The 23513-nt window shown below is 51.9% G+C and carries 19 protein-coding genes; 5 read left to right on the plus strand and 14 right to left on the minus strand.

Annotation, left to right across the window (positions count from 1 at the left end):
- The 10 genes from acsB to G4V39_RS01700 all read right to left on the minus strand — a co-directional run bounded on the left by acsB (position 1) and on the right by G4V39_RS01700 (position 15463).
- Positions 1–2205 (minus strand): acetyl-CoA decarbonylase/synthase complex subunit alpha/beta, encoded by a 2205-nt coding sequence (gene acsB / locus G4V39_RS01655; RefSeq protein ID WP_166031277.1) that lies wholly within the window; start codon positions 2203–2205, stop codon positions 1–3.
- A 34-nt stretch (positions 2206–2239) separates the two neighbouring features.
- Positions 2240–4894 carry an acetyl-CoA decarbonylase/synthase complex subunit delta gene (locus tag G4V39_RS01660; RefSeq protein WP_166031278.1) on the minus strand — a complete coding sequence of 885 codons (2655 nt, stop codon included), beginning with the start codon at positions 4892–4894 and terminating at the stop codon, positions 2240–2242.
- A 21-nt stretch (positions 4895–4915) separates the two neighbouring features.
- Positions 4916–5587: a methylenetetrahydrofolate reductase C-terminal domain-containing protein gene (locus G4V39_RS01665; protein WP_166031279.1), complete on the minus strand. Its 672-nt coding sequence runs from the start codon at positions 5585–5587 to the stop codon at positions 4916–4918.
- Positions 5588–5636: 49 nt separating this feature from the next.
- The gene (locus G4V39_RS01670) at positions 5637–6053 is read right to left on the minus strand and encodes a hydrogenase iron-sulfur subunit (protein ID WP_166031280.1); all 417 of its coding nucleotides are present in this window, start codon (positions 6051–6053) and stop codon (positions 5637–5639) included.
- Positions 6054–6063: 10 nt separating this feature from the next.
- Positions 6064–6624: a 4Fe-4S dicluster domain-containing protein gene (locus G4V39_RS01675; protein WP_166031281.1), complete on the minus strand. Its 561-nt coding sequence runs from the start codon at positions 6622–6624 to the stop codon at positions 6064–6066.
- 3 nt (positions 6625–6627) lie between these two features.
- Positions 6628–7392, minus strand: a complete 765-nt coding sequence (locus G4V39_RS01680; RefSeq protein WP_166031282.1) for a hydrogenase iron-sulfur subunit — start codon at positions 7390–7392, stop codon at positions 6628–6630.
- Between the two features lie 21 nt (positions 7393–7413).
- Positions 7414–10473: an FAD-dependent oxidoreductase gene (locus G4V39_RS01685; RefSeq protein ID WP_166031283.1), complete on the minus strand. Its 3060-nt coding sequence runs from the start codon at positions 10471–10473 to the stop codon at positions 7414–7416.
- 78 nt (positions 10474–10551) lie between these two features.
- Entirely contained in the window at positions 10552–12543 is a 1992-nt protein-coding gene (cooS, locus tag G4V39_RS01690; RefSeq protein WP_166031284.1) for an anaerobic carbon-monoxide dehydrogenase catalytic subunit, read from the minus strand.
- 67 nt (positions 12544–12610) lie between these two features.
- Positions 12611–13513: a bifunctional methylenetetrahydrofolate dehydrogenase/methenyltetrahydrofolate cyclohydrolase FolD gene (gene folD, locus G4V39_RS01695; RefSeq protein WP_166031285.1), complete on the minus strand. Its 903-nt coding sequence runs from the start codon at positions 13511–13513 to the stop codon at positions 12611–12613.
- Positions 13514–13699: 186 nt separating this feature from the next.
- Positions 13700–15463, minus strand: coding sequence for a formate--tetrahydrofolate ligase (locus G4V39_RS01700; RefSeq protein ID WP_166031286.1), 1764 nt, complete (start codon positions 15461–15463; stop codon positions 13700–13702).
- Positions 15464–15696: 233 nt separating this feature from the next.
- On the opposite strand from G4V39_RS01700, the gene G4V39_RS01705 reads away from it, so the two are divergent.
- The 4 genes from G4V39_RS01705 to G4V39_RS01720 all read left to right on the plus strand — a co-directional run bounded on the left by G4V39_RS01705 (position 15697) and on the right by G4V39_RS01720 (position 18977).
- Positions 15697–16086 (plus strand): cytochrome c3 family protein, encoded by a 390-nt coding sequence (locus tag G4V39_RS01705; RefSeq protein ID WP_210412158.1) that lies wholly within the window; start codon positions 15697–15699, stop codon positions 16084–16086.
- A 132-nt stretch (positions 16087–16218) separates the two neighbouring features.
- The gene (locus tag G4V39_RS01710) at positions 16219–17391 is read left to right on the plus strand and encodes an ABC transporter substrate-binding protein (RefSeq protein WP_166031287.1); all 1173 of its coding nucleotides are present in this window, start codon (positions 16219–16221) and stop codon (positions 17389–17391) included.
- A gap of 194 nt (positions 17392–17585) precedes the next feature.
- Positions 17586–18335, plus strand: a complete 750-nt coding sequence (locus G4V39_RS01715; protein ID WP_166031288.1) for a DUF169 domain-containing protein — start codon at positions 17586–17588, stop codon at positions 18333–18335.
- Between the two features lie 84 nt (positions 18336–18419).
- The gene (locus G4V39_RS01720; RefSeq protein ID WP_166031289.1) at positions 18420–18977 is read left to right on the plus strand and encodes a pyruvate kinase alpha/beta domain-containing protein; all 558 of its coding nucleotides are present in this window, start codon (positions 18420–18422) and stop codon (positions 18975–18977) included.
- Between the two features lie 21 nt (positions 18978–18998).
- On the opposite strand, the gene G4V39_RS01725 is transcribed toward G4V39_RS01720, so the two are convergent.
- The 3 genes from G4V39_RS01725 to G4V39_RS01735 are packed head-to-tail and all read right to left on the minus strand — an operon-like array spanning position 18999 to position 21435.
- Positions 18999–19820, minus strand: a complete 822-nt coding sequence (locus G4V39_RS01725; protein ID WP_166031290.1) for a hypothetical protein — start codon at positions 19818–19820, stop codon at positions 18999–19001.
- Complete coding sequence (locus G4V39_RS01730; protein ID WP_166031291.1) at positions 19817–20440, minus strand: DUF8082 domain-containing protein; 624 nt, start codon at positions 20438–20440, stop codon at positions 19817–19819. The genes G4V39_RS01725 and G4V39_RS01730 overlap by 4 nt, the downstream gene beginning before the upstream one ends.
- A gap of 8 nt (positions 20441–20448) precedes the next feature.
- Complete coding sequence (locus G4V39_RS01735) at positions 20449–21435, minus strand: DUF4388 domain-containing protein (protein WP_166031292.1); 987 nt, start codon at positions 21433–21435, stop codon at positions 20449–20451.
- A 275-nt stretch (positions 21436–21710) separates the two neighbouring features.
- On the opposite strand from G4V39_RS01735, the gene G4V39_RS01740 reads away from it, so the two are divergent.
- Positions 21711–22472 carry a PEP-CTERM sorting domain-containing protein gene (locus G4V39_RS01740; protein WP_181494231.1) on the plus strand — a complete coding sequence of 254 codons (762 nt, stop codon included), beginning with the start codon at positions 21711–21713 and terminating at the stop codon, positions 22470–22472.
- Here G4V39_RS01740 and G4V39_RS01745 read toward each other — a convergent pair.
- Positions 22446–23186 carry a DUF72 domain-containing protein gene (locus G4V39_RS01745; protein WP_166031294.1) on the minus strand — a complete coding sequence of 247 codons (741 nt, stop codon included), beginning with the start codon at positions 23184–23186 and terminating at the stop codon, positions 22446–22448. The two genes, G4V39_RS01740 and G4V39_RS01745, sit on opposite strands and share 27 nt — an antisense overlap.
- Positions 23187–23513: the final 327 nt, after the last annotated feature.

Genomic DNA, 23513 nt, shown 5'->3' on the forward strand with positions numbered 1-23513 from the left:
CTAGACCAAAGGCGGCATCTCCAAAGCCGGATGGCCGACCTTCTTCAGAAACTCGAGAACCTCCTCCTCTGTAGTGCCTACGCTCTCATCGGCAATCTTATCCAGAAGATCGGGCATGCCTTCTTCCTCACAACGCTTAAGGAGTTTGTCCTTTAGCTCCTCTTTGAGCATCTTGGGCATCCAGACCACCCGCTTAAGCCCTCCCTCGGCTTTGAGGAACTTCCGACTGGTAATGTAGTGTTTGGAAACACCCAAAAAGCCCGGAGTCACCTGACCGCCGCCAACCATTCCGGCCATAGTGGTAAACTTCATCCCGGTAGGAGTCATTCCCAGATAGTCACGATTGACGATCATAATGCCGTTGCAGGCCGGAAGCATGGTGGCAATACACTCAAAGCAACCACAGGCCGTCATGGGATCGACCATCAGGCTATAGAGAGAGACCCTTTCCACCTTGTTACGGCTATTTTTATAGACATATTCGTTGATTCCCTTGAACTGACCGAGAACCGGATCAATACACTCTCCTTTGGGGACAGGCTGGTTAGGACCAGTGGGGTTGATCTCATAAGAAGCCTTACCATCGAGCCAGTTGTAGGCCCCACACATCCCCACCCGCTCCGGGGTAATGATGCAGACATGATTAGGGGCAAAAGACTGGCAAAGGGTACAGGAGTAGAAAATCTCTTCGGTCTCATCGGTCATACCCTCAATCCGGGCATCCCGGCGGGCATAGACCTGTTTGGCCAGCTCCATGATCTCCTTGACCTTATCTTCCTCGGTGTAAATGGTCACCTGAACCTTATCAATTATGGAACCAAAATCTTGGTGAAGCTTAGCGTGAAGAATGCGGCCAATATGCTCAAATTTAAACCCCTTCTCTCGGGCCTGCTTGCTTACCCTGAGCCACATGATGTTTCTCTGGCCCACGTGCATAATGCCCTGGGCATAGTTGATGAGATGATGAAACTGACGCTCAATAATGGGCTCGAAATCCTCTTGCATGCTCCGACCGGCCACTTCCACCAAGATAGCCAGGGGAAGACGACTTCCCTCAGAAACTTCATCCATCTCCGGCCCCACCACCTCTACCTTGCCGTCCTGCACCTCATGCATCTCCCGAGAAAGGAGAAGCTCTACCGCCATGGTCTTACCACCGCCGCACTCAAGGTAGAGGTCGTCTTTACGGACGCGTTCCCCCTCAAAGGCCGGACCATAGGAGACGGGAATATCGATCTTGGTGACCGTGACCTTAAGCCCTCTGACCTCGATGGCCTTCTGAACGATCTCCTCATGGGGAACATTGCTGACCACATGTTCATAGGTGCAGATTCCGGTGGGCAGAATCTGCGGGATATCCCAATCAGAGATGGTAGGGAAGCCCCAGTTTATAGCCCCAGCGGCATTGGCATACCACTCGTCTGAGACCGGCCCGAAGGCAATAACAAAGGCAAAGGTTCGGTCCTTATTGTAGAGAAGATTGCCCAGATAATCTCCTGGTTTGATGCCCCCGAAGGCCAAAGCCACCCGACAGGCAAAACCTATGGCAAAGATGGCCGATGAGGTTGTCGGCCCAAAAGGAACCAGACGGGTGCTCCAGCCTATCTGAACATCCTGGTGGAGAAGTTGCTCGGCCATACGGCGGCCATCGGTATCCGAGTGCATAAAAACATAGAGGTTCTTTTCTTGAAGTTCACGGGCGATTTTGACGGCCGTCTCCTCAGAAGGAGGGGCCCCCAAAATGGCGGCAAACCCAGGGGCCGTACCATCGACGAACTCCACCCCCCTCTTTCGGAAGATGACGTCATCAGCGGCCCCCAGCCAGATACGATCGCCAACAGGATCCTCTGTCTTGGTGTAAAAATCGGGATCCTCCAGGTAGCGAATCGCCTCGACAACCTCCTCAGCAAAAAAGGTGGCCATGCCGGCATCCAGGGCCGGACCAAGGTAAGGAAGCCAATGATGTTCATCTGGTACCGGCGGCAGAAGCTTTCGGGCCTCCTCCAGAGCCTCTTGACAATCTCCGAGTTTTTTGACCGGAAGTCCCAGAATAGAATAGATAATCGGCAAATAATAGGCCGTATTTGGAAAGGCCACCTCCTGATCCTTTCCAAACTTCTTGACCGCCTCTTCATATTTGGCCCAGGCCTCATCGACAATCTTGTGGGACCCACGAATGGCAGCACTAGCGATGATCTTGGACATAGTTCTTCTCAACCCCCCTGTTATAGTCTCGTTTTTAAACCATGGCCTTGATGAGGGCCTTGGCCAGGGCGATAGCCCTGGGATGACGCATTATCAAGAAATCGCCGCCAGCCAGCATCATGCAGACAGCGGTAATAGCCTCCATAAGGACGGCCCGCCTCTCTTGATCCCCCAGCAGATCATCACTGGGAAGCCCGGCCTCTTTGCTCTTCCAGACCTCTCGCCCCAGATTACAGATAAAGGGAACCTGAAGCTTATCATCCTGCTGATAGAGGGCGGCCAATCTAATCCTTTCCATAACCGAATAGGTGTACTCCAGCCCATACCCCAGAGCTCCAATAGAGGGATCCATAAGAATCCGCTCCAGAGGAACTCCAAGGTTTTCCAGGAGGATGTTGAGCTGCTTAGCCAGGTTTACGTCTATAGGGCTTGAGGCCACTACAGGATATTGATAGGCCAAGGCTGTGGCCCCCAGTTGGCGGTAATTCTGATCAACTACCGGACCGATAAGGACGTTTTTGGGGCCCACCACCTCAGCTACCTGACGCATAACCTCGGTGTCTTTCTCGGCGTTACCGCACCCCCAGATAATCAAAGGAACATCCACAGCCTCAGAGACGGCCTTGGCTACCTGGGCCACCTCCTCGGCCGGACGATCCTGGGCGTTAGGATCAGCTCCAACAGCGTAGAGGCAGATAGCCTCGGCTTGATAAGATTCAACGCACTTTTTGGCCCAGGCCGCCGGATCACCGATGACATCGCCAAAGTAACGCAAAAGCGGCTCTGGCCACTCCTCAGGTTTGGTATCCAGGACCTCCATGGCTATGCGAGGAGGATTTTTCATCTCTCCCTCAAAAAGATGGAACGGCAGGGCGTTGGTCCCCCCGGCGGCTATGGCCTTATCTCCAACGCCAATGGTTACCTCCTTGATCTCTCCATTTGCCGGATCAAGGACCACATCTTTGGGAATAGAACGAAGGCGATCAAATAGAGACTTCTCTTCCCGGGCCAATTCAAACTCAAGGGCCTCCACCGGGGCAGGAGGAGCCTCCTCTTTGGGAGGTTCAGCCTCTTTGGCCTCTTTTTCCCTCTCAGCTATCAGGGTCTCCACCCGGGAAAGGCCTTCCTTGGCCTCGGGATGATCCGGCTTGAGTTTAAGGACGGCCTCAAAGGACTCCTTGGCCTTATCAAGGTCTTCGGCCTCAAGAGCCGTCCGAGCACCGGCCAACAATTCGGCTATCTCCCGGCGCTCCTTTATCTCCGTTAGGCCTTCTCTGGCCGGAGCATTTTCCGGCTCAAGTTCAAGGACTTCCTTAAAATGCCCCTCGGCCTTATCAAGATCACCAGCATCAAGAGCGGCCTTGGCGGCAGTAATAAGGCTGGCCACCTTGGCGGCCTTTTCCTCCTCCTCCCGTTTGCGGGCCTCCTCTGCCGGAGCCTCCGCCTCAGCCGGGGCCTCAGGTGGAGGAGGCACTTCTGCCGAGGGTGGAGAGGGCTCAGATGGTCTGGCCTCAGCCCCAGCCCCCAGGAGGGTCTCTTCAAGGCCAGCAATACCTTTAGTCAGGGCCTCGGCCCCTTTCATTAAATCACCAATACCAGCCTTAAGGACCGAGAAAACCTCCTTCAGGGCCTCGATGGGAAGAGAGGGAGCCGCCGGTGGTGTTACCTGAGGCGGAGCCTCAGGAGCGACCTCCTCCGGAGCCTCTTCCTTGGGCGGTGTCACCTCTAGAGGCTCCTTAGAGACCAGACGAACAGTAGGTTCAACTTCTTCCATCTCTGGCCGGGGATAAAGACCGGCCGCTTTGACGATCTCCGGAACAGCGGCCTCCCACTCAATGGCCATAATATGGACCCCGGCTACTCCGGGAATCTCCCGAAGTTGACCGATTATCTCCACGGCGATTTTAATCCCCTCCTCGCGGGGATCCTTGGCCTCTTTCATTCGTTTTAGCAAATCGTCTGGCACATCAAGCCCAGGAACAAATTTCTTCATATAGTTGGCCATACCGGCAGACTTAAAAGGCGTCACTCCAGCCAGAATATAGACTTTCTTATCCAGGCCGAGATCCCGAACCATTTCCATAAACTTGGCAAAGCGCTCTACGTTATAGACGATCTGGGTCTGGATAAAGTCTGCACCAGCTTCGATTTTTTTGGCCAGACGATAGACCCGAAACTCAAAGGGATCGGCGAAGGGATTAGCTGCCGCTCCCAGAAAGAATCGCGGCTCCTGGCCCTTTATCTCCTCCCCGCACTGAAAACGGCGCTCATCGCGCATCTCCCGGACCATGGCCAGCATCTGAATGGAATCTAGATCAAAGACCCCCTTGGCCTGAGGATGATTGCCGAACTTGTGATGATCGCCGGTAAGACAGAGAAGATTCTTAATCCCCAAGGCCGCCGCCCCCAGAAGATCAGACTGCATGGCAATCCGGTTGCGATCCCGGCAGGTCATCTGAATAACAGGCTCGATCCCCTCCGTCATAATAAGGACGGCCGAGGCGATAGAAGACATGCGCACAATAGCCGTCTGACAATCAGTGATGTTGGCGGCATCAACATAGCCTTTGATCAGACGCGCCTTCTCCAGGACCACCTCTGGATCGGCGTTTTTAGGCGGACCAATTTCAGCGGTGACGGCAAACTCTCCGGAGGTTAAAACCTTCTCTAAATGGCTTCCTGACTTCACAGAAACCTCCTTGAATGTTTTCTACCGGGCCAGAAGATCCTCACGCTTTCGTCTTCTTAATCCCCCATGACCTGCTGGAGTCCAATCCTTAGCCGGCATAATCTGCTTCATGTTTTCCAGCCGATTAAGTCTCTTGAGACGTTCATATATCTCGTGCCAGACACAGGGGACATCAGGACGGATCTCACACTTTCCACCTTGAGATCCACCGCAAGGACCATTGAGAAGATTTTTAGCACAGCGAGCAATGGGACACAGACCGGCTGTGAGGTGAAGGATACAATCACCACAGCCCCGACACTTCTCCTCCCAACTGCCAGCCTCCAGATTGGCCCCATAGAAAGTGGTATTTAAGGCCGGAAAAACGAGGGTATCCGGATAGCGGTCAGCGATAAGGTTCACCCCCACACCACAGGCCATAGAAAGTATGGCTTCAAAGTCTTTGGCCATCTCCGCCAGAGGCTCAAGGTATTCAGGATCACATTGGCGGACAAAAGTCTCCTGGAGAACCTCCATCTCCTGACCGGCCTTTTTGGCCGCCAGTTTAAGGGCTTCAGCGAGGGTGGCTACCTCCTTCTCGCCCCCGGCATTACATACAGCTACACATCCCCGACAGCCTAAAATCAGGACCTTTTTGAAGCTCTTGACCATAGAAAAGATCTCTTCAAGCGGCTTCCTCTCAGCAATAATCATAGGCTACTCCTTGAAACATTTACCGAATAAGAATTTCGGAACCAGCTCATCAAGCAGCCCCCTGCTTCCAGAGAGGCTCAAGGGAAAGAAGGGTGGCCTCCAGATCCCTGGCGGCCTGAATAAAAGGGCCGGCGTCAAGCCGCGGAGAATACAAAAAGACAATCCGCTCCGGAGATATCTCCAGTTCTTCCAAAATCTTCTTAAGGTGTTGAACTCTCATGGCTGCCCGCTTGCTTCCGGCCGCATTATGACACTGCCCCTCTTCACAGCCTACCACCAGAACCCCTTCAGCCCCCTGATGAAAGGCCTTCAAAACCTCAGCTGGCTCCAAACGGCCGGAACAGGCCAAAGGACGGATCTCCAGCCCTCGGGGGGCATCAGGAATAAGACGGATCTCCTCGGTCGAATCAGGGACACTATAACGACAGCAAAAAGCAACAATTCTAGGCCAGATCGGCTGTTCCATCTTCCCTCTCCTAGGCATCCTGAAACTGCCCCACGGTCTCCTCAGGGGCCTTTTTGAGCTTTATGGTCTGGGCCGGACACTCAATCACACAAATACCGCAGGCCCGGCATAATTTTTCATCAATGACAGCGTAACCATCCTTGACCACCCTAGGAGCCCCAAAGGGACAGACCCGGACACAAGTCAGACAGGCCACACAGTGTTCGGGATCCACTACGGCCAACTTGCCCCACTCAAAAAGCCTTTCTTTGGTAACCAGGCCTCTCCTCCGGGCCATCTCCCTTAAGGCAGCGATTACCTTGGCCGGAGCCACCTCCTGAGGACAGACCGGAAGGCAGGATTCACATTGGGAACACTCCCAGATCATCTCTCCAGCCACAAGCTGCTCTTCCAAGCCCAAGGAGACCATATGAACAATTTTGCGAGGATCAAAGCCCTGGCTGGCTCGGGAGACCGGGCATATCCCCGAGCAAGCTCCACAAGTAAAGCAATAGGCTGCGGCCTCTCCGCCAGGGATGGAAGCCAGTTCCCTTAAAAAATCCTTTTTCAGCTCTTTGGGCGCAATAGTCATAGCCTAAGCCCCCTCTTTTCTGGCCAAGGCGTAGCGGCCGTCTTCCTGGACAAGAACCTTTCTCTTGACCAGGGCCGCCAAAAGCTCCGAAAGCTCCTCCTCTTCAGCCCCCAAAGTGCTGGCCAGCTCACTGAGATCTTTGGGGCCCTTAGCCAGAAGAAGCTTTGCTCCCTCTGTTAGGGTTTCCGAACGCAAAGTCTTAAGGAGCTTGCTCTCCACCTTGGCGGCCAGGTGTTTGGGATCATAGTTGCCTTCTTTCTTTATCTCCCGGGCTAGATTGCCGTATAGACTGCGCAACCTGGTAGATTCCATGGCCCGGCGGGCCGCCTCCAGACGAAGAGCCAAAGCTTCTTCGGCAACACCCTCTTTGTCCCCCAAGGGACCGAGGTCTTTTATTTTCTGGGTAAATCCAGTCACCAGCTGGACAAACCGGGGAGCCTCCGCAGCCGAGGCCCACTCCAGAGTAAAACGCTCCGGACTAACCCCGGCTATCTCCAAAAGCCTTCGACTGACCTCAGCCATTATTAAAGCTTCGTAATTACCAGACTGGTAATGACATTCGTTCAGGTGTCACCCGCCGGCAAAGACCCCATCAGCTCCGACCCGGAACCCCTCAACAATAAAGCGGGGATCCAGGCGGCCGGTACACATCACTCGGATGACCCGAATGTTTGGGGGATACTGATAGCGGGCCACACCGGCTGAATCCGCGGCGGCGTAACAACACCAATGACAGAAGAATCCAAGTATGCGCGGATCAAAGGCCATACGCTCAACCTCACTCTCGTTTTAGGCCGCCTGCTGGGCCTTCTTTTCTACCACCTTCTCTCGCCCAAAGGCGTCAATCTGGGCAAAGATGCTTTCATCAGTAAAGCCTCCCATAGAGATGGCCAGGGTTGGACAATGGCTGGCACAGATACCACATCCTTTGCAGGAGGCAGCAATGGTCTGGGCTTTGCGCCGCTTGCCCACCTTGACCATCTCAATGGCCTTGTATGGACAGAGGCTGACACAAATTCCACAACCGATACACTTTTCTTGATTGACCCGGGAGACCAAAGGAGCCACACTTACTGAGCCCTTGGCCAAAGGAATAGCGGCCTTTCCGGCTGCTGCCCGGGCCTGGGCCAAAGTCTCCTCAAGGGGCTTGGGGGAGTGGGCCAGCCCACAAATGTAGATCCCATCCACGGCCACCTCTACAGGCTTTAGTTTGACATGAGCCTCGAGGAAAAAGCCCTCTCTGGTAAGGGGAGCCTTAAGGAGGCGAGCCAGAGGCTCATTGTCTGCAGGAGCAATTCCTGTAGAGAGCACAAGGTAACTGGGCTGGATAACTATATCCTCCCCAAGGAGAGAATCATGGAAGGTAACCCGCAGGGCCCCTCGGGAAACCTGCTCCACTTTTGGTTCGTTCTCCTTGCTATAGCGCACAAAGACAATCCCCTTGGCCCGAGCTTCGCGGTAGGCATCCTCACTAAAGCCGTATGTTCTCATATCGCGATGAAGGATAAAGATACGGGCCTCTGGGTTAAGCTCTTTGAGACGCAGGGCGTTCTTAACCGCCTGCTGACAGCAGACCTTACTACAATATGAAAGCCCCTGGCCTCGAGAGCCCACACACTGAATCATGACAATATCTTTGGCCTTGGCCATAGTTTTTGGAGAAGACTTAAGGAGCCTTTCCAGATCAAGCTGGGTAATCACCCGTTTGTTTTGGCCGTAGAGATACTCACTGGGCTGATAAGGCTGGCCACCGGTGGCCACAATAATCACCCCGTGGTTGACCATCTCTGTTCCTTTAGCCGAGGCGATAGTAGAAGTAAAGTTACCTACATATCCAGAGATACTCTCCACCGTGGCCTCGGTGAAGACCTTAATCAGCTTGTGTCTCTTGACCTTCTTTTCCAGCTCGGCCAGAAGGGCTTGGGGATCCTCTCCCCCTAAACCGGCAGTAAGATAACGAAGATTGCCTCCCAGCTTCTTCTCCTTCTCAACCAGGAAGCACTTAAAGCCCTGCTCGGCCAAGGAGAGAGCCGCCGTCATCCCTGCGGCTCCACCGCCAATGACCAGAGCGGCCGGTGTTACAGGGACACTTTGGAGCTCAAGGGGCTCTAGCTCCAAGGCCTTGGCCACAGCCATCCGTACCAGATCTTTGGCCTTCTCGGTAGCCGCTTCGGGCTCATTGGCATGAACCCAGGCACACTGATCCCGAATGTTAGCCAGATCAAAAAGGGCCGGATTAAGACCGGCGTCCCTTAGAGTCTCCTGGAAAAGGGGTTCGTGGGTCCTGGGAGTACAGGCCGCCACCACAACCCGATTTAGACGAAGATCACGGATCTTCTCTACCATAGACTGCTGGGTATCCTGAGAGCAGGCATAGACGACGTTTTCGGCGTGAACCACTCCCGGAAGCTGGGCCGCGTATCTCATGACCTCGGCCACATCCACCACTCCAGCGATATTAATCCCACAGTGACAGACAAAGACCCCTACCCGCGGCTCTTCTCTCTCTAGGGCCTCATCTTCTTCCGGATAGACCTTTTCAATGATCTCCTGACCTCGGGCCTCCTTCAGAAGCTCCGAGGCCGCTGCCGCCACTCCCGAAGCCTGAGTGACACTTTCGGGAATATCCTTAGGCCCCTGAAAGGCCCCAATAACAAAGACCCCCGGACGACTGGTCTCAAGAGGACGGCCCATATCAGTAGCAGCAAACCTGTACTTATTAAGGTCGATCCCGGTGATCTCGGCGATCTTTTCGGCATCTTCAGGCGGAGCCAAGCCCACCGAGAGAACAACCATGTCAAAGACCTCGGTATGATGACGGCCATCTTCAGTCACATAATGGAGTAAAAGATGGCGGCCAACCTGCTCCACCTTAGGTACCCGGGCATAGTGGATCCTGAGGCCATACTTTTCGATCGCCATTTCTCTGGCCTCATCAAAACCCTTACCCTGGGTCCGGATATCCATGTAGAAGAGGGCCATCTCTACATCCGGATCATGTTCTTTAACCACCGAGGCCTCTTTGATGGCATACATACAGCAGACACTTGAACAGTAGCCCTGCCCACAGGAGACATCCCGGGAGCCAATACACTGGAGGAAGGCAATCTTTTTGGGGTGGGTCAGGTCAGATGGCCTGAGAATAGCCCCCTCTGTAGGCCCGGAGGCGCACATAAGGCGTTCGAGCTCAAGACTGGTAACCACATCCGGATACTTTCCATAGCCGTACCTGGCTAGAACCTCCTCCGAAACCCGACCGAAACCGGTAGCTAAAACCACGGCTCCAACTTCTAACTCAACTTCCTCGGGCTGCTGTTCAAAGTCAATGGCTTTAGCCGGACAGACATTGGTGCATATACGACAGGTCTCGTGCTGAAGATAGAAACACTCTCCAGCATCTATATAATAGGTTGTAGGTACGGCCTGGGCGTAATCAATGTGGGCCGCCCGGGTGATGTCTAAGCGCTCATTGTAGAGATCAACCACCGGACGGGGACAATACATCGTACAAAGACCGCAGGCGGTACATTTATCGGCATCAACATAACGGGGCTTTTTGAAAACCCTGGCCCTAAAGGCCCCCGGGGCACCCTCAAGGGATCTTAGCTCGGCATTGGTAATGATTTCGATATTGGGAGACCGACCGGCCTCCACCAGTTTGGGCGCCAGAATTCAGAGACTACAGTCGTTGGTCGGGAAGGTCTTATCCAGCTGGGCCATTACCCCGCCAACAGAGGCGGCCTTATCCACCAGATAGACGTAAAAACCCAGCTCAGAGATATCCAGAGCCGCCTGAACTCCGGCTACTCCCCCTCCCAGAACCAGGACAGAACCTTTCTTTTCGGCCATATTACACTCCTGCAGTTCTCATTGTATAAGGGCCGGTTTTACCCGGCCCCGAAAAGAGAATCAAGGCCAAAAGCCCTTTTAGGTTGTCGGTCCGTGACACCCTACGCCCTGAAGTGGGGTGTCAAGCTGGCGCCTCATAGCCATATCAAAGAGGACGCGCTCCCGCTTCTTATCAAGGCCTAGGGCCTTTCTCTTTTGACGAATCTGATCAATCATAATGGAGGCAAAATCCTTGGCCTCCTTGGCCAAAAACCAGCGGGCTCCGTAGATTTCCTCCATCTCCTTAAAAAGATGATCCGTAGCCTCTTGAGACTTGGTGGTCGGAAAGGTAGGACCAAAGACAACCGAAGCCCCGCTAGCCACAAAATACTGACCAATGGCTATAGCCTTCTCACTCATCCACTGAGGAGCACAACCAATGGCCGGAAGATCACTGATATCCTCTCCCAGGCCACCGGTGCGAACCATCTCGGTAGCGGCGATGAGAATCCGGCTGTTGTCCACACAAGAGCCCATATGAAGCACCGGCGGACAGCCGACAGCCTCCAGAACCTCCCTCAGCCCCTCACCGGCCAGCTCCGCAGCCTCTGGAGAAAGAAGGCCAGCCCGGCCAAGGCCGGTTGCCGCACAACCGGTGGTCAGCACCAAGACGTTATTAGCAATGAGCTCTTTGGCCAGCTCTACGTGGACCTCATCCTGAATCCGGAAGTTATCACAGCCGACAATGGCCGCCACCCCGAGGATGCGACCGTTGATGATGTTGTCGTTAAGGGGCTTATAAGAAGCCCGGAAGCGTCCACCCTGGATATAAAGGATGGTCTCATGACTAAACCCGGCAACCACGTCCATCTTGGCCTTGGGGATATAGACCTTGCCCCGCTTAGGAAAACGAGCAATGGCCCGACGGACAATATCCTTGGCCACCTCTAAGGCCCGATGATGATCAAAGGGAACATGAGTCGCCCCGACAATTTCGGCCCGATCACTGGTGGTAATTACCTCGGTGTGGAAACAGCGGGCAATCTCCGGAAGAGACTGCATGACACACTGAACATCAACCACCATGGCCTCAACGGCTCCGGTGGTCAGGGCAATCTCTTGCTGAACAAAGCTACCAGCAATAGGGATCCCGCGACGCATGAGGATCTCATTGCCGGTGCAGCATATTCCAGCCAGGTTGATCCCTTTGGCCCCGACCTTCTTGGCCTCGGCAATTATTTCCGGATCCTGAGCCGCCATGGCCAAGGCCTCAGCCAAAACAGGCTCATGACCATGAACCGTAATATTGACCATGTCCTCCTTCAGGACTCCCAGGTTGACCACCGTCCGAATGGGCACTGGGGTGCCAAACATTATGTCCTGAAGTTCTGTGGCCAGCATGGACCCGCCCCAGCCGTCAGCCAAAGCACACCGAGCAGCCTGGCGGAATATATGGCGAAAATCCTGATCCACCCCCATATGGGTTCGGTGCATGGTCTCCACCACTTCACGATCAATACCCCGAGGCACCACTCCCAGCTCCTGCCAAATTTCCTGGCGCTTTTGAGGAGCCCGACGTATAAAATGAAGGCTCCCCTCCTGCTTACCAAACTCCGCCAGGGCCGTCTCTCCCACCTCAAGGGCTAGCTGCTGAATGTCCTTCTCGGCGGGGTCTATGCCCAGCCAGGCAGCCATCCGGCGAAGTTTGAGGGTGTCTTTTATCTCGTAAGGGGTCTCCCCCTTTGCCGTAGCAATAAAGGCCAGGACTGTCTCCCGGGCATGATCAGAGTGAGAAGCCGTACCGGCAGCCACTATCCGAGCGAAGTTGCGAGCCGCTACCGTAGAGGCGGTGGCCCCGCAGATGCCAATCATCTCCTCCACACCTTCGATAATCTGACAAGGCCCCATATTGCAGTTACGGCAACATGTCCCACCCTGGCCAAACAGACAGGGGGTAGCCCCTCGCTTCTCTACCCGGTGGGCAGCGGTGGTCACTCCCTGGGCCGGTTCCTGACAGAGAACCTCTCGGTTGACCAGGCACTGGATACTGGGACAGCCACCGTTAGACTTAAAACGCTTACTCGTATCCATCAGACTTGCCCCCTTTTAATAAATGTGGAGGGTTAACCTAAAATGATTCTAAGAATTAGTCAATATTTCAGGCCACTTCGCTGGGGAGACCGGCCCACATTTTGGCCGATTCAAGGGTGTTTTTCATGAGCATGGTGATGGTCATTGGCCCAACACCACCAGGGACAGGAGTTATGGCCGCAGCCTTTTCCTTAACAGAATCAAAGTCCACATCGCCACAGAGGATAGCCTTTCCTTCAGGGGTGGTGCCAATACGATTAACCCCAACATCAATAACCACTACCCCCTCTTTGACCATATCAGCGGTGATAACCTTGGGCCGGCCAGCCGCCACAATGAGTATGTCGGCCCGGCGAGTATGAAAAGAAAGGTCTTTAGTCCCGGTATGACAGACAGTCACCGTGGCGTTACCCACCGGCTTTCTCTTCTGAATAAGAAGATTGGCAATAGGTTTGCCGACGATGTTGCTTCGGCCCACCACCACCGCCTCAGCTCCAGAAACTTCCACTCCAGCCCGGTCAAGAAGAACCAAAATTCCGTGAGGGGTACAAGGCAGAAAACAGGGCTCCCCGATGACCATCTTACCTACGTTTACAGGGTGGAAACCATCGACATCCTTGCGTGGATCAATGGCGTAGATGACCTTGCGCTCGTCAATGTGGCGCGGGAGAGGAAGCTGAACCAGGATACCATGAATGGCCGGATCATCATTGTATTTTTTAATAAGCGAAAGGAGGGCCTCCTCAGTAATATCCTCTGGCTGGTTGTCCTGAATGGAGTGGAACCCAAGCTCGTGAGCTGCCCGCTGCTTGGCTGTGACATAGGAGACAGAGGCCGGATTGTCCCCAACCAGAATGGTCACCAAACCCGGCACAATTCCATGCTTTTCTTTAAGCTCAGACACCTCGGCCTTAAGGGCTTCACGAATCTCCTTGGCGATATCCTTGCCGCTAATAATCTTTGCCGCCACTTCCTGTACCTCCCCCAGGTTTAAGACTTTAGACCCGCAAAAGGGCCATATCTTTAGTTGCGAAATACATGCCAAAGAGTATCCAGAAAAAACAAATGTTTTTATCAGATGTTAAACAACACCCAGAAATTAGAGCCACACCACTGTCGGGAATTTTCTCCCCGACAGTGGTGTGAAATTCCCCACCTAAAAGAGACCGGTTACCTTCCCAGTCTCCACATCCACATCAATGCGCCGATAGGCAGGGTCAGAGGCCGTACCCGGCATGAGACTAATGGTACCGGCCACAGGGACGACAAAGCCCGCCCCTCGATAGATGAGGATGTCACGCACCGGAAGGACCCAACCCTTGGGCACCCCCTTAAGGTTAGGATCATGAGAAAGAGAAAGATGGGTTTTGACCATGCAGGTGCCCAGTTTGCGAAGCTCGGGATCGGCGTCGATGATCTGAATCTTCTTTTCGGCCTCCGGGGAGTAGGTAACTCCGTCGGCACCATAGACTTCCTTGGCGATTCGTTCGATCCGGTCCTTAAGAGGCATATCAAGATCATAGAGGAAACGGAAGTTGACCGGCTCCTCGCAGGCATCTACCACGGCATCGGCCAACTCTAGGGCTCCTTCACCACCCTTTAACCAGTGTTCGGAGACCGCCACTCGGGCCCCAGCCTCTTCGCAGATCCGCCGCACGGCATCGATCTCAGCCTTGGTATCGGTATAGAAGGCATTGATACAAACCACCGGGTTGGAACCGCTCTTTTTGACGGTTTCGATATGGTGGAGGAGATTGGCGCACCCTTTCTCAACCCAGTCCACGTGTTCTTCAAGATATTCCTTGGGCATCGGCTGTCCTGGACGAGGAATAGGAGCCCCTCCATGACATTTAAGGGCCCTTATAGTGGCCACAATAACCACACAATTGGGAACCAACCCGGAGAAGCGGCACTTAAGATTCCAGAACTTCTCAAAGCCGATATCTGCAGCAAATCCACTCTCGGTAACGTGGTAATCAGCCAGCTTAAGGCCCACATAGTCAGCAATAATGGAACTCTGGCCAATAGCGATGTTAGCAAAGGGGCCAGCATGAATGAGAACAGGCTGTCCTTCTAAGGTCTGGATCATATTGGGATTGATGGCATCCACCATCCAGGCGCACATGGCCCCGGCCACTTCTAGATCCTCGGTGGTGATGGGATTTCCATACTTATCAAAGGCAACGACGATTCGGCCAATCCGCTCCCGAAAGTCTTTAAGGTCCCGGGAAACAGCCAGAATGGCCATAACTTCACTGGCGACCGCGATCCAGAACTTACTCTCCATGGGATAGCCGTCCATCTTTCCGCCAAGACCAATGACGATATGACGGAGGGCCTGAGCGCAGAAGTCGATCACCCAACCAAGCTCTACCCTCTTGGGATCAATATTGAGACGCCGGAGATTCTTTTTGGCCAGGATTTCGTCATCATAGTTGGCCTCGTGCTGCATTCTGGCCGTAAGGGCCACCAGAGCTAGATTGTGGGCATTCATCACAGCATTGATATCACCGGTAAGCCCTAAGGAGAATTTATCCAAAGGAATTATCTGGGCCAGACCACCGCCGGCGGCACTGCCCTTAATATTCATGGTGGGGCCCCCTGAAGGCTGTCTCAGGGCACCAATGACCTTTTTACCTCGTTTACCAAGCCCTTCAATGAGACCAATAGATGTCGTGGATTTTCCTTCACCTAGAGGAGTGGGGGTGATCGCCGTAACATCAATGTACTTCCCATTTGGACGATCCTTGAGACGTTCAAGAATGAGTTTGTAGTCCAGCTTGGCTACATAGTGACCGTAAGGAAGAAGTTCCTCCTTTGTCAGGCCAAGCTCATCGGCCAATTGATAGACCGTTTTCATGTGTTTTTCGCACTCGGCGGCGATCTCCCAGTCTTTCATCTTGGTTGGGTCAAGCTTCATGGCATACCTCCTGCATAAAACTTTAGGTGATGGCCAAACTTTATTGGGCGTTTACCTACAATCATTTTAGGGGCTTTGTCAAACATAACCGTACAGGTGGCCTCTTTTTTCTTACTTGACAAGGAAGGGCCTCTAAATATAGAAAGGCTAGAAATGAATATCTATTCAGTCAAAACCTTTGGCCCTAAAGTGGCCAGGAGGAACTTAAAAATTAAATGGAAGGAGGTTTTATCATGAACAAGGTATGGGTATGGGTTATGGCCGTCTTTTGTGGCCTTGGTCTGACCTTGGGGGGCATGGCCATCGCCGGTGAAGGGCCGGCTGTCTTTAAACTGGAGAACAGAAAGGGTACGGTTACTTTCAATCACCATGCCCACCAGGCATTAGGGCTCAAGTGTGGTGCCTGCCACCACGGAGTTGAGGGCGGCAAGAAAGTTCCCTATAAAGCCGGCCAGAAAAACCAAAAGTGTGAAACCTGCCACAATAAGGGCAACACCAGCATGCCGGCTAAGTACCGCAAGCCCATGAGTGTCTTCCACAAGACCTGTAAGGGTTGCCATAAGAAAATGGCTGCCAATCACCCCAAGGCCCCAACCAAGTGTAACGGTTGTCATAAAAAGTAAGCTTCAGGTTAGCTATTTTAGAGGGGGGCCGATGGCCCCCCTTTTATTTATGGAAACCCTCCGTTGACCGGCCCTCCCTGTTGTTGCTAATAAGCCCTTAATAACCTTTAAGGATAAGGAGGACTTAATTAGATGTTTATAAGGGGTTTAAAAATCCTCTTGCTGGCTTTCCTTCTCATCCCTTCTTTAGTCCTGGCAGGAGAAAAAGATCCCATTAAGATCGGGGCCTTTTTTGCCCTCTCTGGGCCAGCGGCCTTTATTGGCACCCCCACCAAGTTGGTAGCCGAGATGGCGGTAGCTGAAATTAACAAGGCCGGAGGGATAAATGGACGTCCCATCAAGCTGGTCATGGCCGACACCGAAGGCGATCCCACTAAGGCTATCATGGCGGCCAAGCGATTTATCAACGTGGACAAAGTCGTGGCCGTTATTGGGCCCACACGAACAGACACCGGCATGGCTGTAAAACCTATCTTTGAACGGGCCAGGGTGCCAATAGTGATGACCGTTGGAGGAGACCCGGTAATAATGGAAGGGGGGCGCTTTGGTTCAGCCCGTTATATCTTCAAGACCCCTCAACGGTCTTCTATTGCCGTGCGCAAGATCTACGCCTACATGCAAAAAATGCACATTACCAGGGTGGCCCTCCTCACGGCCTCCGATGGCTTTGGTCAGGATGGTCGCCGCTGGCTTAAAAAACTGGCCCCTAAATATGGTCTCACCATTGTAGCCAGCGAATCCTTTAACCCCCGAGACACCGATATGACCAGCCAGCTCGTCAAGCTGGCCACTACCAACCCAGAGGCCATTGTTTGTTGGACCATCGGGCCGGCAGGGGCTATCGTGGCTAAAAATGTCCGCCAACTGAAGATAGACGTTCCTCTCTTTCAATGTCATGGCCTTCCGGGCCCCAAGTATATCGAACTGGCCGGATCTGCCGCTGAGGGGAATCTTATGCCTTCCACTAAGCTTATGGCCTGGGAACAACTTCCAGACTCAGATCCTCAAAAACCAGTAATTGCCCATTTTGTCCATCTTTATAATAAGGTTTATAGGTTGGGAGAGAAGTTCCCCATAAATACTCATTCTGGTTATGCCTGGGATGCTGTAAATCTTTTGGCCCAAGCTCTAAGAAAGGCTGGAGATAATCGCCAGGCCTTAAGAGAGGCCCTCGAGGAGATAAATGGCTATGTAGGGATATCTGGAATCTACCGTTTAAGCCCCCAAGATCACTGTGGTCTTGATGTAGATTCCATGATTATCGTCAAGGTGGAGCAGGGCCACTGGAAGCTGGTTGACTATTAGCTGCCAGTTAAGGGGGATGGATTCCTTCTTTGGGAATCAGATCCCCCTGTTTTGCATCTCCCGTCAAAAGTTTAAGAAATCCAACCCTATTGATACCCCCTATAGCCATCTGGCCTCGCCATCTTTAATTACAATTTGATTCCCCCAGAAGCAGAGATATCCTCCCTAAAATTAAAAATTCCGAGGAGGTCTTCATGTTTGCCAACTGGCAGGAGGTACTTTTCCGCCATCTCAAACTATATCATTATCCAGTAGGTATCCGTTTTCACTGGCAAGAGGAGAGTCTGGATCAAATCAAGGTGGACAAGGTCTGCAGAAACCGTCTGACTTTTTGTCAATTTGTAGCTTTTACCCGGATGAGTGGTTATTCTACTTTAATCTCTCCCGGAGCCATCTCCTGTGTAACGGCTGCTGATGTTTTCGGTCTTCGGCCAGATAAGGAAAAGTGCCTCAAGGCGCTTAAAAAGTTTTTCCCCCAGGAAGATCCGGCCCAGGCCTTTTACCAGCAACGTCCTCGTTTGAGCCCTCAAGAACTAAAGGGCATAAGCCTCTGGCCCTTAGATAAACTCCCCTTTAAGGCGGATCTGGTCCTTTTGGTTTGCGACAATCTCCAGGCAACCCACCTTTTAGATGACACCATTGCTGTTTCTGGCCAGGCCAGTCTTCCTTTTGCCCATAAGGTTAACGGTGCCTTTTGCGGTACAGCTGTCTCGGCTTACAAACACAAACGGGTGGAGTTATCTTTGGCCTGTCCAGGAGCCTATACTTCGGGCAAGATGGAGCGAGGAGAATTGATTCTTTGTTTCCCGTGGGAAATATTTGAAAAAGTTATTGACCGCCTCCAAGAAAGGGCCATCAGGCAGGGGGCCTCCCTGCTTTCTGGAAGCCGAGACTATGTAGGACTTGACGTCTGCGGAAATTGCCCTCTGATGATATTTAAATAAAGGACTTGAGAGTCCCTAATCGGGGGTTGTAAATATAACCTAAAGTTCCTTGTGAGGTTATTTCTCAACAGGGGGGGTAGAGAAATGGGTGTCTATTTTGAGAGAGCGGGGCGGGAAAATACGGCGCGAGTCATTTCTATCGTCAAAGCTACTGTTAAAGAAAGAGGAATGAGACATGTGGTGGTAGCCTCGACTTACGGTGACACCGGGCTTCTGGCCGCCGAAGCCCTAAAAGGTCTTCCTGTCAACCTGGTAGTGGTCACTCACAATGTAGGATTCAAAGAGCCTGGAGCCCTTGAACTTACAGATGAGACTCGAGCCCGACTGGAATCCCTAGGAGCCAAGGTTTACACGGGAACCATGGTCATGAGAAATTTGGGGACAGCCCTTCGGCAGAAGATGGGCTTCTCTGATCAGGACATAATTGCTAACACCCTGCGCATTTTTGGCCAGGGGATAAAGGTCTGTTGTGAGATCGCCATGATGGCCGCTGACGCTGGGCTTGTCCCCCCTGAGGATGTCATCACGGTAGCTGGCACCGGTCGGGGGGCCGATACGGCGGCTATCATTAAGGCCATGCCTTCAAACATGTTTTTTGATCTCAAGGTTCGAGAGATTCTCGTCAAGCCCAAAGATTGGTGATCTCCAAAGCCCCAAAAAACGCTATTCAAGGAGGCCCTCTTCATCCAGCAGCCTCTCCATGGTCTTTTGGCTCTTTCGCAAACGTTCGATAGCAATAGCCAAGCGTAGAAGTTCGTCTTTGACATCCTTTTCCTCTAAGCCGGAGACACCGAGATCTACGTCAAGATCGCCAACACTCATCATTTCCACCTTTTTGTTAAGGTCTGTAAGGGGAGAGATGAGCTCGAAACGAACTAATACGTAGAGGGCCAACACCGCCACCAGAAAAAAGGCCGCATTCCAAACGGAAAAGGCACTGGAGAGGGCCTGCCAAATCCCCTGGCCGTAAATAGACACAGAAATAACCCCTACCGCCTCCCCCAAGTGGAGGTAAGGTCTGGTTCCACCATTTTGATGGCAGGAGAGGCATCCCTTCTCCACAGTAAGAAGCTTCTGATAGTGGAAGGTTCCCTTCTCATAGGACCAGCTCTCTCCACTAGGGGGTAGCTGGGGTAGAGGGCCATTCAGTTTAATCTCTATACCTGAAGCCCCAATGGTTTTGGCCAGAGCCTTAGCGAGATCAGGATCATGGAGACGGTGGAGGGTGAGTTCCTGAGCGTTACGGTAGGCGGTGACAGTAGCCACAGTGGGGACAATAGAGGTATCTTGAGCCCACAGTCCCTTGACTGAATTAGCGAAACGGGGCACCCCGATGAAATAGGCTGCTGTGGCTCGAGCCCGACTCAGGAGCTCTTTCTGATGATATTTCTGGACAGTAATCACTAGGCTTATGATAGAAAGCCCAATGACCAAAAGAAAAAAAAGGGCTACTTTGTTGGCCAGGCTCATGCCTCCTAGCTTCATGACCGCCTCCCCGCTTCAAGAATCTCTTGGGCTTTTTTTATGACACTTTTTCGAAGTTTGGCCTCGGGAATCTCGGCTCCCAGTGCCAAAAGAAAGTCCCTTATCCTGGTGGGAGAAAGACCATCGGGGCTGGCTCCGGCCTGCTTGAGGGCTCTTTTGACCAGGATCTTAGCCGCCGGCCCATAATGTTGAGCCAAGACCTTGACCAACTCCCGAAGGCGTTCTAAGGGGAGAACATCGCCATCATTTACCGGCCGTGGAGTAGGGGCCTCTCCCTCTTCTTGAAATTTATCCAGCTTAAGGATAAGGGCATTTAGGGCCACACAGACTATGGGACTGGGCTCAGTAGTTTTAAGGAGCACAAAAAGCCTCCGGCCCTTTGACTCCCTCACCACCAGAGAACCGTTCTCAAATAGGGCAACAATCTCTTGAGGAGAATCTTGGACGCTCTCACTAACAAAGCCTGTAGATATTTCTTCTACCGATTGGATCACAGCCTCCAGGATCTCCTGGGTATAGAACTCCGGCAGATTGCGGGCCAGAATCTGTCCGCCTTTGTCAACGACAAAGGCTCCTAAAACCTCACTCAATTTGTTTAAACTGGCCAGAATTGTCTGCATCACGAGACTCAGACCTCAAGAAGCTTTTTGCTCCAGCGGAGAATACCCTTGCGAGGAAAGGCTTTCAGGGCAATGGTCCGATTGCCTCTTTTCACCGCCGCCCAGAGGGTCTTGGCCCCCCCCATAGCAAAGCCTTTAAGATCTCCTAGAGCCAGATTTTCCCCGATTTCGGTGAGATTTAGACTGATATAGGATGTCAGCCCAGAAAGAGCTTCTCGATCTCCTTCGCCGAAGGACTCCCGCACCGTCCCAGACTCATCTAGGACAACTATTAAACTGGCCTCGGGAAAGATATCTCGAAGACGAGCAAGTTCCCCACTTTCTTGGGTAGAGGAGGCTGGTGTAAGTTCGTCTAGGTCAAGGAAAAAGTCAGTATCATCGGTTTCATCCTCCAGGCGGGTCGCCTCAATAATAAGGGCCTGAATAGGACCAGAAATATTGGCCTCTTTAGGCCAAATCAAAGGGAAACGGACCTCAAATTGCCCAGAGCCTAAGCTAAGAATTCGTTTTAAGGCCTCCAAGCCAGAGAGAGTTTCCCGGCCCTGAAACTCTACAAAATAGACCTCTTCACCCTCAAGAAAGATTCGCCCGTGGCCCTCTTCCGAGAAGACCAGCACAACATGACGCCCACCTTTTACAGCCAAAAGTTGAAGCACATCAGGCAACGAGAAGGAAGACAGATCTCCCCTTATAGAAGGGGCTTCAAGGAGTCTTTCTAGTTGGTTTTTGTCCCACGGACCCTCTGGAGAGAGCACCAAACTGGCCCCTAAGACCCGGGCCTCTTCCGGATCAATCCCATGACCGTTTACCATTACCCAAGGAGGATGAAGCCCCGAAGCCTTAAGAGGAGTCTCGGAGATGATAAGCGAGGCCTCAGAAATATCTTCCGGTAGCTCGGAAACAGTCCGAACCTCAAAGCCTGGAAAGCTCTCTTTCACCCAGGCTTCAAGAGAAGAAAGCCTGTTTCCCGGACTTATAAGCAGGATTTGGGGCATTTAGATCAACTCCTCTTCTGCCATATTTTTCGGAAAAAGCCCCTAAAAACATCAATGCCCCCGGAAAAATCACTTTGTATCCCCAAAAGATTGGAAATTGAATTCACTGTTTAAGAGAAAAAAACTTCCTCAACTTCAAAAAGAGAAAACGTTTTCCTGTTAACATCCACTCTAAGACCCACAATATAGAGGATTAGCGACCAATAGATATTTTTAAAAACGAGTGGCACAGGCATTGCTTTATAGTCTTGAAATTCAAGAAGCGGGGGCTTGGGATGTTTAGGAAGTGTTTTTACCTCTTGATTATGACCTTATTTGGGACATGGCTGAGTTTCTCTAATGTCTGGGGTTTTACGGTTGGAATAGACGGGAGCCTGGACGATTGGGGCGTAATCCCTGGCACAGATTGGATTCCGAAGGCAGGGGCAAGTTATAGTTTAGAAGACAATGCCCCAAATAGTAGTGGATATGTTGGCCCGGGGTATGGGAATCAAGAATACGATGTTGAGGCCCTTTATGTTACCTGGGATTCGGCCAACCTTTACGTAGCTATCGTTACAGGTTTCCCTCAAACAGGTCGAGACTACAATTCCATCCACTTTGATGCAGGAGACATTGCCATAGACGTAGGACTTGATGGAAATTACGATTATGCCTTAAGGGTGGCTGGAAGCGAAGTCGGCAGTTTTTATCAAGTCAGCTCCTGGGAAGATGTTTATTACAGTTCTTATGTGGAATCAAACCCCTTCCGGGCAGCTACAGGTAGTCTACTTGGCAGCGGAACCCTTAGTTATTTGCCCTGGTCCGGTTGGGATGACAATGATCTGGCCAGTCAGAGATACATCATCGAGGCCTCCATCCCTCTGGCCCTATTCAATGGCCCTTTAGGGTCTTTTGGGGTCCACTGGACCATTGAGTGTGGCAATGACTACCTAAACGTTGAGGCCATTCACACTCCGGAACCGGCCACTCTTATCCTTATAGGAAGCGGCCTCCTAGGAATGGGGGCTCTAAGAGGCCGGCGAAAAAATTCCTAGCATCTCTCGGAGGCGGCTGGCATTAAGCGGGGCCCAACCTTCGGCGTCATTATCAAAATAGACAAAGGTCAGTCGTCTCCACGTCTTTATTTTCATGGCCCAGGCCTTAAGTTCTTCATCGGTATAGCAAGAACGGTAAAGCTCCCGAGAACCGTGAAGCCGAAGATAAACAAAACCGGCGGTTATTTCCTCAACCATAGAAGGATAACGACCAGCTGTGTCGGAAATACATAAGGCTACCCCCGCCCGTCTCAAAAGAGCGAAGAATTCTTGATTATGAAAGCTAGCGTGTCTGACTTCTATGGTAGTAAGATATGTAGAGTCAAGCTGGGCCAAGAAATCTTCTATCAGAGACCTTTGGTAACCAAGGGTTGGAGGTAGTTGGAAGAGAATGGGCCCCACCTTCTCCTCTAATGGGGAGAGGCTTTCATAAAAGCGACTCAAAGCCTCCCTGACATCCTTAAGCCTTTTAACGTGGGTAATAAAACGATTGGCCTTGATGGAGAAGATAAACCCCCGAGGGGTTGTCTTATACCAAGTCTTGAAGGTCTTTGGTTTAGGGGTTCCATAAAAAGTGGCGTTTATTTCTACAGTGTCAAATTGGGTGCTATACCAGGAAAGCCACTTCTTTTGGGGTAGATCAGAAGGGTAAAACACTTCTCGCCAATGAGGATAGTTCCAGCCCGAAGTTCCAATATGAATCTCAAACTCCATAATGAATTTTTACTCAAATATGGTGCCCTTTGTTTGAGGCAAAATCTACAAAATTCTAAAACTTTACCTAGATCTTGTAGGCGAAATCGTATTTGTTAAGCCCTTTTCCCAAACGAATTATTTCAAAAATAAATCTGATTAATCCAAATAAAGGCTGTATAATAGATATTTATGCATCATAATTTACCCTTAATAAAAAAATTTTGCCATTAAGTATAAATACTTTTCGGAACATCTCCTTTTAATAAAAACTTGACGAAAGTAATCGATATGGTATTTAGAGGACGTACCCCTGTGGGTCCCCCATAATCTCCACCTCACAAAAAA

The sequence above is a fragment of the Thermosulfuriphilus ammonigenes genome, from assembly GCF_011207455.1.
Taxonomy (GTDB): Bacteria; Desulfobacterota; Thermodesulfobacteria; order Thermodesulfobacteriales; family ST65; genus Thermosulfuriphilus; species Thermosulfuriphilus ammonigenes.